This is a genomic window from Glaesserella australis (assembly GCF_003260095.1).
Lineage (GTDB): Bacteria > Pseudomonadota > Gammaproteobacteria > Enterobacterales > Pasteurellaceae > Glaesserella > Glaesserella australis.
Genome location: NZ_PTPX01000002.1, coordinates 177,203 through 192,313, shown reverse-complemented (window position 1 = coordinate 192,313; position 15,111 = coordinate 177,203). Strand labels below are relative to the sequence as shown.

Here is a 15,111-nt window from a genome sequence, read left to right as displayed (position 1 = left end):
TTCATTATCTATAACTTTTCTAAATAACTCTGCCCACCCAAATTATTCACTTGGCGAATAATCCATTGCTGACGATTTCTCATCGTTTGGCTAGGCATTTTTACTCGATAAATGATTGGGTTTGGCAATGCTGCCGCCAGTAATGCGGACTCTTGCAGGGTTAATTGACTTGCCGTTTTTTTGAAATAGTGCTTTGCTGCGGCTTCAACACCAAAAATACCATCACCAAATTCAGCAATATTAAGATAAACTTCAAGCACTCTTTGTTTATCCCAAATAGACTCAACAAGGAACGTTAAAGGCACTTCAATCCCTTTTCTCACCCAACTTGTTCCGTGCCATAAATAAAGGTTTTTCACCGTTTGTTGAGAAATCGTCGATGCCCCTCTTGGCTTTTTATTCGATTTGCTATTACGCTTAATCGCTGCTTCAATCGCATCAAAGTCAATACCAAAATGGATTGGGAAACGTTGATCTTCTCCCGCAATTACTGCCATCTGCATTTGCCAAGAAATTCGATCTAAACTCACCCAGTTGTATTGAATTTTATAATTATCCGCTTGAATTAAGTGTTCAATCTTTTTTTGAACCATATAGGCTGAAAAAGGAACAGGAATAACAGAAAAAATAAGAGTAAGTGATACATAGAAACTCGCAATAGCAAGACCAATTCGGCTAAAACTAAACCAGAGCCAGCCTTTTATAGATCGAATTTGTTTTGGTATAAAAAAATTGAGAAGTTTTTGTTTTAATGATTTTTTCTTACGCTTTGCCATTCAGTTTTGTATTTACCCATTGCAAAATATCTGGTTCAACCGTTTTTAGCATATTAGAACCACGAGTAATTGTTGCCGCGCTGGTATTAAGTTGTTGCTGGATCTCTCTTTGTGACATTTGATTTTCGAGCAATGCTTGTACAATTTGTACCCTTAAACCTAACGAACTACGCTCGTCAGCCGTAAGCAACATTGAGAGTAACGCTTCTGTTTTATTTTCTTCAACAGCTTGTTTTAAAAGATGAATAAACTGTTGCCATTCATTAGGATCACGTTGGATATAAAGTGGTTTCATGTTATCTTTATCCCATTAGTATAATAGTACGATGAGATTAGCAAATTTTTTGCAAAATCTCACCGCTTTTTACATTTACCACATGAAAAAATTATTTTTTCGCTTTCTTACCACGTTGATCATCTAATTCAGCACCTTTTGGCACGCTAAACTTGAAGAGATCACTAGGAATTGTTGATGTCGTAATGTTTCGTAATACATAAAGATTACTTTGTCCATCACGTTCAATGGTACTAAAACCTTTCAATAATCCATTCGCATCAATACGTACATCAAACTGCTTAATACTGCTTTTCTTAGACTTTGGTTTTAAGACAAAGTTATCCATATTTTGTGACACATCATATTGCTCCCAATGGCTTTTATCGTTGCTTGTTAATAAGACAAACGGCGTATTACTTACCGCATCTTTTACCCAATTCGCTGTCACTTGAGAAACAAAAGGATCATAAAACCATAAGGTTTCACCGTCTGACACAATTAAATTCTCTTGCGGGCTTTTAGTATCCATACGGAATAAATTAGGGCGTTTTACATGGAATTTCCCTTTTCCTGTTTGAATTTGTTTGCCTTTACTTGAACGCACTGTTTGATCAAAGTCCGCACTATATTGGCTTGCTTTATCTAAACGTTGCTGTAACTCAGCCACCGCTTTAGTATCTGCAAATGAAAAACTACTCAATGAAATAAGTGCTAAACCGAGTAATGATTTTTTAAATAAATTTTTCATCAAAAATCCTTGAATAACAACAAAATAAGTTGCCTATTGGACAACTTCATCAATAAAAGTTCAAATCAGTTAGAAACTGAATCCTGTACCTAAGCCAAAACCAACGCCCACACCATTAGAACCGCCTCCAGCACTTACACCGCCATTAAACGAACAACCTGCTAATAATAAAACAGAAATAACCACCATAATTTTTTTCATTTTGTATTCCTTCAATAATAGAATTTGTTATACACTCATCAAACTGATTGGGAGCGAATTCTACTCTGTTTATTCGTTTAAACCAATTTTAAAAGGAGACTTTATGAAATTTTTACATAAACTGAGTTTATCGCTCTTATTTGTACTACCGCAATTTACATTGGCAAATCCATTAAGTATTTCAGAACAAGAAATTAACCAATACCTTTCCACCCGTTTAGCCGAAAAAGTCCCTCTTGAAGATAGTGTTGGTGTGCCAGGCTTATTCCAATTAGATTATAAATTATCGAATTTGTTTACACAGGTTGGTCAAACAGAAGAAAAACGCGTTGATATTTCAGGTATTGTTGATAGCTTATTACGTCTAAAAGGAAAGCAATACCAAGTAAAATTACAGCTAAATATGGATACAAATCCTTACTATGATGCAGAAAAAGGTGCTTTATTTCTAAAAGATGTTCGTCTAAAAAGCTGGGCTGCTGAACCACAAAAATATCAAAATGAGCTTCAAATGTTTTTACCTATGGTTGCTGATGGTATCACTGCTCTGCTAAATAGTAATCCTGTCTATACGCTAGATGAAACGAAGGCAAAAGAAGCACTGGTCAAAAAATTTGGGAAAAAAATTGTTGTTGAAAAGGGGAAAATTCGTTTGGAAACGAATATTTTTTAGCAAAAAAAAATAATTTTGTGATCTATGTCGTAATTCTGAATATTTTTTGTTGAGCCTTTTACATTTTTGACTAACATTTACATCGAAGTAAAACCAAAGGAGAAATATAATGGAAGTTGGAATTGTTAAATGGTTTAATAACGCAAAAGGATTCGGTTTTATCACGTCTGATGTTTTTGATGGTGATATTTTTGCTCACTTTTCTGTGATTGAAGGTGAAGGTTACCGTTCACTTAAAATGGGGCAAAAAGTTCATTTCGAATTTACGAACGGTGATAAAGGCGCTTCAGCTTCTCGCATCGTTCCTATCGCAGAATAACCTTTCATCTTATCTAACGAATAAAGCGGTTAGATCAGCAAATTATTTTGCTGATCCGACCGCTTGTTATTTATAAAACCTTATTCTACTTTTATGCTAAAATATAGCTAAATAAGGGAGAGTAAGACATGAAGAAAATCGAACGCCTATTTGCGAATAATCACGCTTGGGCAACACAGATGAAAGATGAACAATCTGACTATTTCAAACAACTAGCCGAACATCAAAAACCTAATTTCTTATGGATTGGTTGTTCTGATAGCCGTGTTCCTGCTGAAAAATTGACAGGGCTAGAACCTGGTGAATTATTTGTCCATCGTAATGTTGCTAATCTAGTGATCCATACTGATCTAAACTGTCTTTCCGTCGTGCAGTATGCTGTCGATGTCCTTGAAATTGAACATATTATTATTTGTGGCCATACTAATTGTGGCGGTATTAAAGCAGCAATTGGTATGGAAGATCATGGGCTAATTAGCAACTGGCTGCTCCACATTCGTGACCTATGGTTTAAACATAGCCATCTGCTTGGTAAATTATCTTCTGATCAACGAGCTGATATGTTGGTTCGTTTAAATGTTGCTGAGCAGGTCTATAACTTAGGGCGTTCCACTATTGTTAAAAGTGCATGGGAAAAAGGGAAAAAACTCTCTATTCATGGTTGGGTTTATGATGTAAATGATGGCTTTTTAAATGATCAAGGTGTTATCGCAACAAGCCGAGAAAGTCTCGAAATTACCTACCGAAATGCCATTGCCAAACTGATGACGGAAGCAGATGAGATGGTTTCACAATATGAATCATCCACGTCAAACATGAGTAATTCTCTATAAAAAAGCCTTGCACTATCGGTATTATGTAGCAGTTGCTACAAGCTTTTCTGAGTTGTGTGCAACTACTACATAATATCGTGCACTATAAGTGCTTTAACCCAACTTTTACCAACCTTTTTGTCTACTATGCCTTCTAAAAAACAAAAAACCAGTAACCGAAGTTACTGGTTTTTTATGGTTAGCTAGTTAAGCTATGTTCTGATTACCAGAATACGCGTAAACCTACGCCAACTACGTTGTCCGTTGTTCTTGAACCATTATCAACTTTAGTTTTGACAATACGACCTTCAACGAAGGTTACTACGTGTTTATGTAATTGGTAATCAGCACCTAACAAGAATTTATGGCTTCTTGTTTTATCTGAATCACCTTTAACTTTAACATGTTCATAACCGTAAGCACCATACACGCCTACTTTATCAAAACCGTACTTAGCACCTACTGCTAAAGCAGATGTTCTGGTTTTAGCTGAACCTTCTTTCTCATATGCTTGGCTACCATCAATCGCAACTTTTAAACCATTCACAGTATAGCTTGCTGCCACTTCCCAAGCATCTTTATAATGTCTTGTATTTGTACCTGTAGCGTAGTTATCACGAGTATAACCCGCTTCAACTGTTGCTGCTTGACCTTCTGCAACTTGGAAGGTATAAGTTGCACCTACACCATAACCATTTTTGGTTTGGCCATTAACAACTTCATTGTTACTGTCACGTTTTTCTGCAAAGTTATAGTTCACACCAACTTGTAAACCTTCAATACCTTTATAGTCATAACGAACAACTGAATTACCAGCATCTGTCATCAACCCTGGAGAAACACCATAAGCATAATCGAAACCAGTCTCGCCGATATCATCAGCAATAGTTACTTGACGACCAAATGTTACTTCACCAAACTGTTTGCTACCTAAACCTACATAAGCACGTTTCGCATAAACATCACCAAATTGGTCTGTTGTACTTGTTGTACCATCAAAACGTAATTCTAAACGACCTAATGCATAGAAGTCTTCTGCGATCTGGTGCTGTGCACGAACGCCAAAACGAGATCCATTATTTTTCAAATTAGAGTGTTTTTCTGTTTTAGCTCCATCTTTAACTTTAGTGTTGCCTTTATCTAATAATAAACGTAAAGAACCATCTACGGTCACTTTTGTGCCTTCGTTGTCATACACAGTTACTGCTGATGCTGAAGCTGCAAATGCTGTTACTACTAATGCTACTAGTGTTTTTTTCATAATGTTCACCTTAAATATTTTTAGTTTAGCTAAAATTGCTCTCGTTAAGGTATAAGAGCAATTCTCCGTATCTGACACCCACCATCCTTATGTAAGTTTTGGTAAATGCTGATTGCGGGCGAATAATGGCAAATTTGGATAGCCCTGTCAACACATTATTTCCAATAACAAAATAAACACTTTATCCTTTAAAATCATTGAGTTACAAATAACCCCACTTCAAATTGAGTGATCGTTCAGTTTTTTTATGAGCATTACTCCATATCAAAAATAAACATAACGTATTGATATATAAGTAAAATTTGCATTTTAAAATAGTTCAATTTTTATTAAAAAAAATTCTGTGAACTAATTCACATTTTTACAAATTAATTGCCTTTAAGCGTCTTTTTTATACAAAAATTTAAGGTTAGTCAGATTGCTTTGCTTAATTTATAATAGTAAAAAACTGGACGAGCCAAAGATATGTCAACTTTTACTACACAAATTCAACAGAAATTAATGCCCTTTTTAGCCTTTTCAGACCAAAAAATTACGGTTTCACATCCGAGTTTTTCTTTACATCAGGGTTATGTAAAAGAATTTATTCAGGAAATTTTGAGTCTTTGTGAGAAAATCGAAGCTCAAACAAATAGCAATATGTTGATATTTCAAACACAAAAACTGGTGGAACAGTTTGATAGTTTAAAACAAGCTATTGAAACACAGTTAAATTCAGCTCAGGATAAAAAAACATTTCGTTCAAGTTATCGTTTCCCTAAAAATATTCATCAATTGCCCTATGAAAAACGTTTAGAAGAATATAAAAAAGCGTTAAGAGCCTTGAATGAAAAAATCTCATGGCTAATCGAACAAAGCCAACAAGCTAATGAAGCAGATCGTGCGTTTTATATTGCACAGATTGAAGAGACGGAATATAGAAAGAAAAAGTGCATTGAAGCGATTGAAGATTTGACGGTGAAAATTTGTAAAAGTCAGTAGGAATCAGACCGCTTGCTCGCATTAAATACGAGTAAGTGCTGTGTCATAAACTTCGTTATTCTCTCGTTTACCTACCGTTAAAAGTAGAATATAAATCTCATCATCATTGACTTGATAAATTAAACGTATGCCTGCCTTCCTGAGTTTAATTTTATAGCAATTGTATAAATTACCACTAAGCCGATTTTTCGGAATATGTGGATTTTCTACTATCTTATTGAGCTTATTACGCAATTGTTGTTTAACGGCAGGATCAAGTTTCTTTAACTCTTCGATAAAATCATCATGGACCTTAATAGAGTAGGTCATGTTCATCTCCTATGAAAAAAGTTCATCTAAAGTAGTCGATTTGATTTTTTCAGGTTCATTAAGACGCTTTTGAACTAATTCATAGAGTTGCGCATCTTCATCAGAAACAATAATTTGCTTAAGTGGCATTTTTCCTGTATTTGCTACATAAGTCAAAAAAGCTCGAATAGCATCTGAAGGCGTTACTCCTAAATTATCAAAAACAACAAAAGCCTGTTGTTTAATTTCATCATCAATACGAATGTTTAAGTTTGCCATAGTTTTCTCCTTTACTTTATCTAGTGTAAAACAAATGTAAAACACAAGCAATGTTTTCATTCTAAATCAAATAACAAGCGGTTAGATTTTACTGAAAGTTTGCAAAATACTGACTATTTTGTACGACTATTTGAAATAACCATAGCATACGATAATAGGCTAAGCATAGCGACATCAAGCCACGTTTATCAATGAAAATTAGAATATCAAAATGAAAAGATTCTCATAGTGGCAAATATTATTTTTTCGATCTTGAACGAAAAAATAAAAAATGTCTGTTGATTTTCTTATTTATTTGAGCTTCTGCTCTGCCCTTCTCTTTTTAAAGAATGCGCTGATTTTTTGACTACACGCTTCTGCCATTACCCCTCCCCGAACTTGTAGAAAATGGTTCATTTTGTAATCTTCAAAGAGATGAAAACGGGAGCCAATTGCCCCTGTTTTGTAATCTGACGCACCAAACACTAATCGCCCGATGCGGCTGTGTAAAATTGCCCCTGCACACATGGTGCAAGGCTCAAGGGTCACATAAAGGGTGGTGTCTAATAGGCGATAATTTTGCACTCGTTCGCTAGCCATTCTAATTGCTTGAATTTCAGCGTGAGCAGTTGGATCTGAAAGGATAATTGAGCGGTTCCACCCTTCGCCAAGAATGTTGCCATCTTTATCAATTAAAACAGCTCCAACAGGAATTTCTCCTTCTGCTTCCGCTTTATCAGCAAGGGATAAGGCGTATTGCATAAAGTGAATGTCTTGGTTGGATACGGTTAAATCGCAATGGTTTTGGGTGGGTTGGATGAACATAACATTAATTATTCTTGTAGAGACGAACTACATTCGCCTAGTTACAGTCCTCTCCCCCGTTTACGGGGGGGGGCTAGGGAGGGGGGATTTGCCCAAAGGGCAAACAACAAGCGGTTAAAAATTACTAAAATTCTGCAAACTTCGTTTGCAATCCCCCCTTCGGTTTCGCTTCGCTCAACCACTTCCCCCGCAAGCGGGGGAAGCTTTTGGACACGATATCAAATTTCCAAATTATAAGATAATTCAAAAATTATCTACGACCGCGATCGCTAAAACGTTTCTCTTTAAATCCGCCTTCTTTACGCTCTTTAAAACCACGTTCTTCGCGACGACTATCTCTGCCACCACGTCCACCACGCTCATGACGATCGCTTCTGCCTTTTCCACGAGAACCTTTATCTTCATAAGGGTTTGCATTGGTTGCACTACTTGCAGCCCCTAATAGAGACATTTGCATTGGTTTGCTTAATACTCGAGCTTTGTGTGCAAAGTGTTCCACTAAATGCTTCGGCATACCTTGTGGTAGCTCAATGGTTGAGTATTTATCGTGCAATTTGATATGTCCGATATAGCGGCTATTGATATCACCTTCATTAGCAATCGCCCCGACAATGTGGCGTACTTCAACACCATCTTCACGACCGAGTTCGATACGGTAGAGATCCATTGCCACGCCGTTGTTATCACGATGTTCACGACCGCCACCACGGCGCTCTGCTGAACGTGGATTTTCACGCCCTTTGCCACGCTCACCACGAGCAGGACGAATTTCAGGATCAGGCGGAAGAATAAGTTTTTGCTTCTCTTGTAACAACATCATCATCGCCGCCGCTAATTCTTCGTGGTCTTGGTCTGCGGTGAATAAATCTTCGAGCAACTCACGGTAAAGCTCTAAATCGTGGTGTTCTAACTGCAATGAAATGCGTGCTTTGAATTTCTCACGGCGTTTTTCCATTAAAATTTCGTGATTTGGCACTGGCACTTCGTCAATCGGCTTTTTAATCAGATGTTCGATATTTTTCAATAAGCGACGCTCACGGGGTTCTACAAACAATAACGCACGACCTGAACGCCCTGCACGACCTGTACGACCGATACGGTGAACATATGACTCGGCATCTAGCGGAATATCGTAGTTCACTACAAGGCTGATGCGTTCAATGTCGATACCACGAGCCGCCACGTCTGTTGCTACAATCACATCTAAACGACCTGATTTTAATTTATCCAATGCTTGCTCACGGGCTTGTTGGGTCATATCACCGTTTAACGCTGCTGCACGATAGCCGTTGCGTTCGCAAAGTTCCGCAATATCAATCGTCCCCGTTTTGGTACGAGTAAAGATGATCGCTGCATCAAATTCTTCCACTTCTAAGAAGCGTAATAATGCATCATTTTTACGGAAACCGTTCACTAACCAGTAACTTTGAGCAATATCAGGGGCAGAACGTTGGGTCGCTTGAATTTTCACTTCTTGCGGATCTTTCATAAAACGCTTGGTAATACGGCGGATCGGCTCTGGCATTGTCGCCGAGAAAAGTGCCGTTTGGTGATCTTCTGGCAATTCAGCCATTACCGTTTCCACGTCTTCAATAAAGCCCATACGTAACATTTCGTCTGCTTCATCAAGTACGATTGCTTTTAGCATTGAAAGATCTAGCGTGCCACGACGAATATGGTCAAGAATACGCCCCGGTGTACCCACTACCACTTGAGCGCCATTTTTCAAAGCACGGATTTGAATATCATAACGCTGACCGCCATAAATGGTGACCGTGCGAATACCACGCATATTTTTAGTAAATTGTTCACAAGCATCTGCCACTTGAATTGCAAGCTCACGAGTTGGTGCCATCACTAACATTTGAGGGTGGCGTTGTTCTGGGTCAAGTTGTGCCAAAATCGGCAGAGAAAATGCCGCTGTTTTACCACTACCCGTTTGTGCCATACCTAATACATCACGACCATTTAATAGGTGTGGAATACAGGCTTGTTGGATTGGTGATGGGGTTACAAAACCCATTTCATTTACAGCGTCAAGGATAGATTGTGGTAAGCCTAAATCGGCAAAGGTTAAAGTTGTTTCAGTCATAAAATTCCAAAATAAAAAAACCTGTTCTCCCCTTTGAAAAAGGGGGTTAGGGGGGGATTTAAAAAGCGAATAAGGTCGCAGAGATCTTTAAATCCCCTTAATCCCCCTTTTTCAAAGGGGGAGATTAACAGGTGGTAAAAATTATATTGTTGAGTCTTTTAGGTAAGAAAAATAAATAGAAAGCAAATCAATGCCTTATATAACTTGTCACACAGTGTAAGCGGTCTGATTTGTAAAAAATTTTACCAATCTTACCGCTTGAATCGTCCTAATTCTTCCCAACAACAACGGGATCTGTTTGTGTTTGTTTCGCTCTTAATTGAGCTAATTCAAACAACGCAAAACGATACTCAACAAAGTTATACACCTGATTTGCAATAGCGAGACGGAAGAAACTCACAGCTTCCGCAACTTGATTCATTTTGAGTGTTTGTTTTGCAAGATAAAAATAAGTTTCGGTTAAAATTTCAGCATAGGTTACTGTATTTGGCTCTGCCTGTGCATTCATTTTTAATCGAAGTTGTTCAAGAGTAAATTCACCTAAGAAGTAAGAAACAATATTTGTTCCCCAAAAATCTTTTGATAACTGTTTTGAGCGCTCAACTAATTTTTGTTTAGCATCTATAGAATCAATTTCTAACTCATTGAAATATAACCATAAAACACGATAAGGATCGCTCTGATCGGCTTCATAGAAACGTTGAAGATCACGTTCAGCTTCAGAATAACGCCCGCTGTAGTAGAATGCCAACCCTCGATTTAATCGAGTATAATCGTAGTTTGGATCTAATTCTAATACGGCATTAAAGGCATCAATCGCACTGTCGTAATCATCTTCAAGCAACAAATATAAACCTAAATAGTTATAAGCTGCTGCCATTTTAGGATTATATTCTACAGCCTGTGTAAAGTCATAACGAGCTAAAGACCAAAGTCCTAAGCTGTCGTAAATTACTCCTCTTTCAAAAAGTAATTCAGCTCGCTCTGCTTGCGTTAATTTGGCTTCTTGCAATACCTGAGTCAAACGCACAACCATCACTTCTTGCTCAAAGCGTAATTGTGGATTTAACTCTGCAAGTGGTAATTTTTCAGGCGAAATAATATCGGATGCCCGATTTACACACCCTGTTAAAAATAATAGTGCAAGAAAATTGAGTAAGCAAAAACGAAAATTAAACAACTTAATACGTTGCTGCATTTAATAAAACCTTAGGTAAAAATTTTGATTTAGATATTAAAATATCTCTACAAAATTAAACAAGCAAAGTTTACTGGGGTACAAATATTTGTACCCCAAACAACATTACTCTGCAAGTTCTTGAGTTTCTTCAACAACTTCTGATGTTGAAGATTCACCATTTAACTCTTTCATGGTTAAACGGATACGACCTTGACGGTCGATTTCAACGACTTTGACTTGAACTTCTTGTCCGACAGATAAGTAATCCGCCACACGTTCAACACGGGCATCGGTGATTTGAGAAATATGTACTAAACCTTCTTTACCACCTAAAATTGAAACGAATGCACCGAAATCAACCACACGAGTCACTTTACCTTTGTAGATTGCGTTTACTTCGACTTCAGCGACGATCTCTTCGATACGTTCCATTACACGTTTTGCCGCACCGTTGTCTGTCGCTGCAATTTTCACTGTACCGTCATCATCAATATCAATTGATGTACCCGTTTCTTCGGTTAATGCACGAATGGTCGCACCACCTTTACCAATCACATCTTTGATTTTCTTCGGATCAATCTTCATTGTGTGAATGCGTGGAGCGAAGTCAGAAATTTCCGCACGTGGTGCAGGGATCGCTTGTTCCATCACACCTAAAATGTGCATACGTGCGCCTTTTGCTTGATTTAACGCAATACGCATAATTTCAGGGGTAATGCCTTCAATTTTGATGTCCATTTGTAGTGCAGTCACACCTTCACGAGTACCTGCAACTTTAAAGTCCATATCGCCTAAGTGATCTTCATCGCCTAAGATGTCTGAAAGTACTACGAATTTCTCTTCTTCTTTTACTAAGCCCATTGCAATACCTGCAACCGCTGCTTTGATTGGTACGCCAGCATCCATTAACGCAAGAGATGCACCACACACAGAAGCCATTGATGAAGAACCGTTTGACTCAGTGATTTCAGACACTACACGCACCACATACGGGAACTCTTCTGCCGTTGGCATTACTGCTAACACACCACGTTTTGCTAAACGACCGTGACCGATTTCACGACGTTTTGGCGAACCAATACGACCAGTTTCACCCACAGAATATGGAGGGAAGTTGTAGTGGAATAAGAAACGGTCTGATTTCTCGCCTGTTAATTCATCAATAATTTGTGCATCACGCTCTGTACCTAAAGTCGCCACCGCTAATGCTTGGGTTTCACCACGGGTAAACAATGCAGAACCGTGGGTACGTGGTAATACGCCTGTGCAAATATCTAACGCACGCACGGTATCAACAGTACGTCCATCAATACGTGGTTCACCTGCAATGATACGGCTACGTACGATTTGGCTTTCTAATGCCGTGATAATATCGATGATTTTACCTTCAGAAACAGTTTCATCTTCTGCGGTTAATTGGGCAATCACCTCTGCTTTAATCACATCGATTTGCTCATAACGAGCTTGTTTTTCCGTGATACGATAGGCATCGCCTAAACGTACTTCGGCTAACGCTTTCACTTTGTTGATTAAATCAGTATTTGGTTCTGGAGCAACCCAATCCCAACGTGGTTTACCAGCTTCTTTTACAAATTCTTTGATGTTTTCAATCACCACTTGTTGCTGTTCGTGACCGAATACGACTGCGGCTAACATCTGTTCTTCTGTTAAGATATCTGCTTCAGACTCAACCATCAATACCGCTTTGTCTGTACCTGCCACCACTAAATCTAAACGGCTTAAACGTTGCTCAGACATCGTTGGGTTAAGCACGAATTGATTGTCGATAAAACCAACGCGGGCCGCACCGATTGGACCGTTGAAAGGCACACCTGATAATGATAATGCAGCGGAAGCACCGATCATCGCCACTAAATCAGGGCTGATTTGTGGATTGACAGAAACCACTGTTGCAATCACTTGAATTTCGTTGAAGAAACCTTCAGGGAAAAGTGGACGAACGGGACGGTCGATTAAACGAGCAATTAAGGTTTCGCCTTCAGACGGACGACCTTCACGTTTGAAGAAACCACCGGGAATACGACCTGCTGCGTAAGTACGCTCTTGGTAATCCACGGTTAATGGGAAGAAGTCTTGACCTTCTTTGACATCTTTTTTTGCCACGACAGTTACGAATACTGTGGTGTCATCCATGCTTGCCATAACAGCTGCTGTTGCTTGGCGCGCGATAGCACCCGTTTCTAATGTCACGGTATGTTGACCGTATTTAAATTGTTTAACAATTGGTGTCATTGGAATGTTCCTTTGAATTTCTGGAATAAATGTATTTGTGTTTTATTTCCTAAAAATTGCGACTAGCAAAAATTATCTCACTCCCTCAAAAAGAGATAACTTTTGATAGCCGCCTTATTAAATGCGAAGAAATAAAACTTGTCTATTATACAGAGATTTTCCAAAAAATCGCCTGTTATTTTAGGATTTGTAAGAAATTTACTTAATGTGGCCGCTTGGTACAAACTTCTAAAAATACATTGCTATTATTTTATTAGATAAAACAACAAGCGGTCAGTTAGCTTCAAAAATTTGCAAATTTTGATAACCAACAGACCGCTTGCTATGACAAACAAATAAAGCAAACTATTATTTCATACAACACTCTTCTACACCACAACAGCCGATATTTAAATTAATGCGTTTGTTATGAAATGGGTAGAGCGTACAGCGGTGTCCGACGCTGATAATTGTGCTATTTGGCAACTCTTCCCGAATAGTTTGGTAAAGAATAGATTCCGTCGGTTCATCAAGGGCTGATGTGGTTTCATCTAAGAAAATCAGCTCAGGTTTGCTTAATAAAATCCGTACAAATGCGACACGTTGTAACTCACCTGGTGAAAGCGTGAGTTGCCAGTCGTTATCTTGATCAAGGGTGTGGATATATTTGTCTAAACAACATTTTTCCATTGCCTGTTTGATCTGTTCATCGCTTGCGTCAATATGTGGATAACAAATGGCTTCTCGCAACGTGCCTTGTGGCATATAAGGACGTTGCGGTAAGAACAGTGGCTGTTCGCTACACGGGCGTTCGGCAATACCAAAGGTTTCAAAAGGATAGATCCCTGCGAGAGCTTTAAGTAGTGACGTTTTGCCTGTGCCAGATGCCCCTTGAATAAGCAAAGCATCGCCCTGTTTTAGCTCGATGTTGATGTTCTGCATCAAAATTTTACCATTAACATCTTTCATGCCAAAGTCTTTAAGCATAAAGCCTGTGGTACATGGATAAGGTTGATGAACAGGCATTTTGTCAAGGTTATCAAGGGTGGTGAAAAAGCCGTAAAGACGGTTGAGCCTTGCTTGATAAAGGGTAAATTCATCGTAAAACAGACGGAAAAACGACAAGGCTCGCATCAAGCGGTTAAATGATTGTACCGTTTGGTGCATATCGCCGAGTGTCACTTGCCCTGCAAAGAAACGTTGCGACTGCAACATCAGCGGTAAAATCATCGCAATTTGTGTTACCCCTGTGTTGAAACCGTCCAAGCCCAACATTTTTTGTACAATTTTCCAGCGATTATCAATCACCGCATTAAACTTCGCCCGTAGGTTGCCCTGCTCTTTCGCTTCCCCTGAATAGAACGCAATACTTTCAGCGTTGTCTCGCACACGAATAAGTGAATAACGGTAATCCCCTTGTAGCTTCTCTTTGTTGAAATTCAACGCAATCAGTGGACGACCGATAATCACCGACAACAACGTTGCGACAATGATAAAAATATAGATAAAGAACACCACGCCTTTTGGGATTTCCAGTCCGAAGATCGCCAAGATCCCCGATAAGCCCCACAGGATAATGGTAAATTCAATGGTCGAAACCACCGCATTGATCACGCCACGCACGACATCAAGGGTTCCGCCGATAAATTCGGTCGCATCTTGTTCGATACGTTGATCGATGTTGTCGGGCAAGGTTTTTTCGTATTTGACGAGATAGTAATTTTTATTTGCCAGCCAGCGATCTAACATTTCGTGGTTGAGCTTTTCAAGCCAACGAATTTCAAAGACCTGCTGAATAAAATAGTTGATAATGGAGTGGATTATTTTGACAATCACCAACATCAAATTGATGATCGCAAAAAACCAGAAAGCGTCCGCTTGTTGCTTTTGTAGCGAGCTGTACAAGCCATTGTAGAAAAAGGTGTTGAGTACGCTGATCCGCACTTCCATGAGTGCCATCAGCAGAAGCAGTAGCACCAATGCGACGGTTTTGACTTTGTTGGATTTATCCCAACAAGGTTTGGTGATATGCCAAAATCGTTGTCCAAAGGTGGTGCGACCGATTAATTTGCCGGTGAGATATAGCCCGAGTGAGACGCACGTCAGGGCGATAGCTAACCAGTAGAGACTGTTATTGACTTCCGTTTGCCAGTTGTTCATAAGAGATAACACTTAAAATGCCATGGGT

General features: G+C 38.8%; 16 protein-coding genes. 4 read left to right on the top strand and 12 right to left on the bottom strand.

Translation table 11 applies throughout. From position 1 onward, the window contains the following. Nucleotides 1-8: 8 nt before the first annotated feature. The 4 genes from mtgA to C5N92_RS11405 form a co-directional block, all read right to left on the bottom strand. Nucleotides 9-776, bottom strand: coding sequence for a monofunctional biosynthetic peptidoglycan transglycosylase (gene mtgA, locus C5N92_RS01690; protein ID WP_111749152.1), 768 nt, complete (start codon nucleotides 774-776; stop codon nucleotides 9-11). Then, entirely contained in the window at nucleotides 763-1,071 is a 309-nt protein-coding gene (trpR, locus tag C5N92_RS01685) for a trp operon repressor (protein WP_111749151.1), read from the bottom strand. Before trpR ends, mtgA begins: the two co-directional genes overlap by 14 nt. A 91-nt stretch (nucleotides 1,072-1,162) precedes the next feature. Continuing rightward, entirely contained in the window at nucleotides 1,163-1,801 is a 639-nt protein-coding gene (lolA, locus tag C5N92_RS01680) for an outer membrane lipoprotein periplasmic chaperone LolA (protein ID WP_111749150.1), read from the bottom strand. A gap of 69 nt (nucleotides 1,802-1,870) precedes the next feature. Continuing rightward, nucleotides 1,871-2,002: a hypothetical protein gene (locus C5N92_RS11405; protein WP_255409121.1), complete on the bottom strand. Its 132-nt coding sequence runs from the start codon at nucleotides 2,000-2,002 to the stop codon at nucleotides 1,871-1,873. A 103-nt stretch (nucleotides 2,003-2,105) separates the two neighbouring features. Between C5N92_RS11405 and C5N92_RS01675 the strand changes: the two genes are divergently transcribed. The 3 genes from C5N92_RS01675 (at nucleotide 2,106) to can (ending at nucleotide 3,827) form a co-directional block, all read left to right on the top strand. Then, nucleotides 2,106-2,675 (top strand): YceB family lipoprotein, encoded by a 570-nt coding sequence (locus C5N92_RS01675; protein WP_111749149.1) that lies wholly within the window; start codon nucleotides 2,106-2,108, stop codon nucleotides 2,673-2,675. Nucleotides 2,676-2,784: 109 nt separating this feature from the next. Continuing rightward, nucleotides 2,785-2,994: a cold shock domain-containing protein CspD gene (gene cspD / locus C5N92_RS01670; RefSeq protein WP_111749148.1), complete on the top strand. Its 210-nt coding sequence runs from the start codon at nucleotides 2,785-2,787 to the stop codon at nucleotides 2,992-2,994. 128 nt (nucleotides 2,995-3,122) lie between these two features. Further along, nucleotides 3,123-3,827 carry a carbonate dehydratase gene (can, locus tag C5N92_RS01665; protein ID WP_111749147.1) on the top strand — a complete coding sequence of 235 codons (705 nt, stop codon included), beginning with the start codon at nucleotides 3,123-3,125 and terminating at the stop codon, nucleotides 3,825-3,827. A 202-nt stretch (nucleotides 3,828-4,029) separates the two neighbouring features. Here the strand turns inward: can and C5N92_RS01660 are convergent, their stop codons facing one another. Then, nucleotides 4,030-5,067: a porin gene (locus C5N92_RS01660; protein ID WP_111749146.1), complete on the bottom strand. Its 1,038-nt coding sequence runs from the start codon at nucleotides 5,065-5,067 to the stop codon at nucleotides 4,030-4,032. A gap of 465 nt (nucleotides 5,068-5,532) precedes the next feature. Between C5N92_RS01660 and priC the strand changes: the two genes are divergently transcribed. Then, on the top strand, nucleotides 5,533-6,048 hold the full coding sequence (gene priC, locus C5N92_RS01655) for a primosomal replication protein PriC (protein ID WP_111749145.1): 516 nt from the start codon (nucleotides 5,533-5,535) through the stop codon (nucleotides 6,046-6,048). Between the two features lie 21 nt (nucleotides 6,049-6,069). Here the strand turns inward: priC and C5N92_RS01650 are convergent, their stop codons facing one another. From C5N92_RS01650 to C5N92_RS01620, 7 genes are all read right to left on the bottom strand, one after another. After that, a complete protein-coding gene (locus C5N92_RS01650) occupies nucleotides 6,070-6,357 on the bottom strand; it encodes a type II toxin-antitoxin system RelE family toxin (protein ID WP_111749144.1) in 288 nt (95 codons plus the stop codon). Between the two features lie 9 nt (nucleotides 6,358-6,366). Continuing rightward, the gene (locus tag C5N92_RS01645; RefSeq protein WP_111749143.1) at nucleotides 6,367-6,615 is read right to left on the bottom strand and encodes a type II toxin-antitoxin system RelB/DinJ family antitoxin; all 249 of its coding nucleotides are present in this window, start codon (nucleotides 6,613-6,615) and stop codon (nucleotides 6,367-6,369) included. Nucleotides 6,616-6,906: 291 nt separating this feature from the next. Further along, nucleotides 6,907-7,419: a tRNA adenosine(34) deaminase TadA gene (gene tadA / locus C5N92_RS01640; protein WP_111749142.1), complete on the bottom strand. Its 513-nt coding sequence runs from the start codon at nucleotides 7,417-7,419 to the stop codon at nucleotides 6,907-6,909. Nucleotides 7,420-7,669: 250 nt separating this feature from the next. After that, nucleotides 7,670-9,511, bottom strand: coding sequence for a DEAD/DEAH box helicase (locus tag C5N92_RS01635; RefSeq protein WP_111749141.1), 1,842 nt, complete (start codon nucleotides 9,509-9,511; stop codon nucleotides 7,670-7,672). Nucleotides 9,512-9,779: 268 nt separating this feature from the next. Next, on the bottom strand, nucleotides 9,780-10,709 hold the full coding sequence (gene nlpI, locus C5N92_RS01630; RefSeq protein ID WP_111749140.1) for a lipoprotein NlpI: 930 nt from the start codon (nucleotides 10,707-10,709) through the stop codon (nucleotides 9,780-9,782). 105 nt (nucleotides 10,710-10,814) lie between these two features. After that, a complete protein-coding gene (pnp, locus tag C5N92_RS01625; protein WP_111749139.1) occupies nucleotides 10,815-12,944 on the bottom strand; it encodes a polyribonucleotide nucleotidyltransferase in 2,130 nt (709 codons plus the stop codon). Between the two features lie 348 nt (nucleotides 12,945-13,292). After that, complete coding sequence (locus C5N92_RS01620) at nucleotides 13,293-15,083, bottom strand: ABC transporter ATP-binding protein/permease (RefSeq protein WP_111749138.1); 1,791 nt, start codon at nucleotides 15,081-15,083, stop codon at nucleotides 13,293-13,295. Nucleotides 15,084-15,111: the final 28 nt, after the last annotated feature.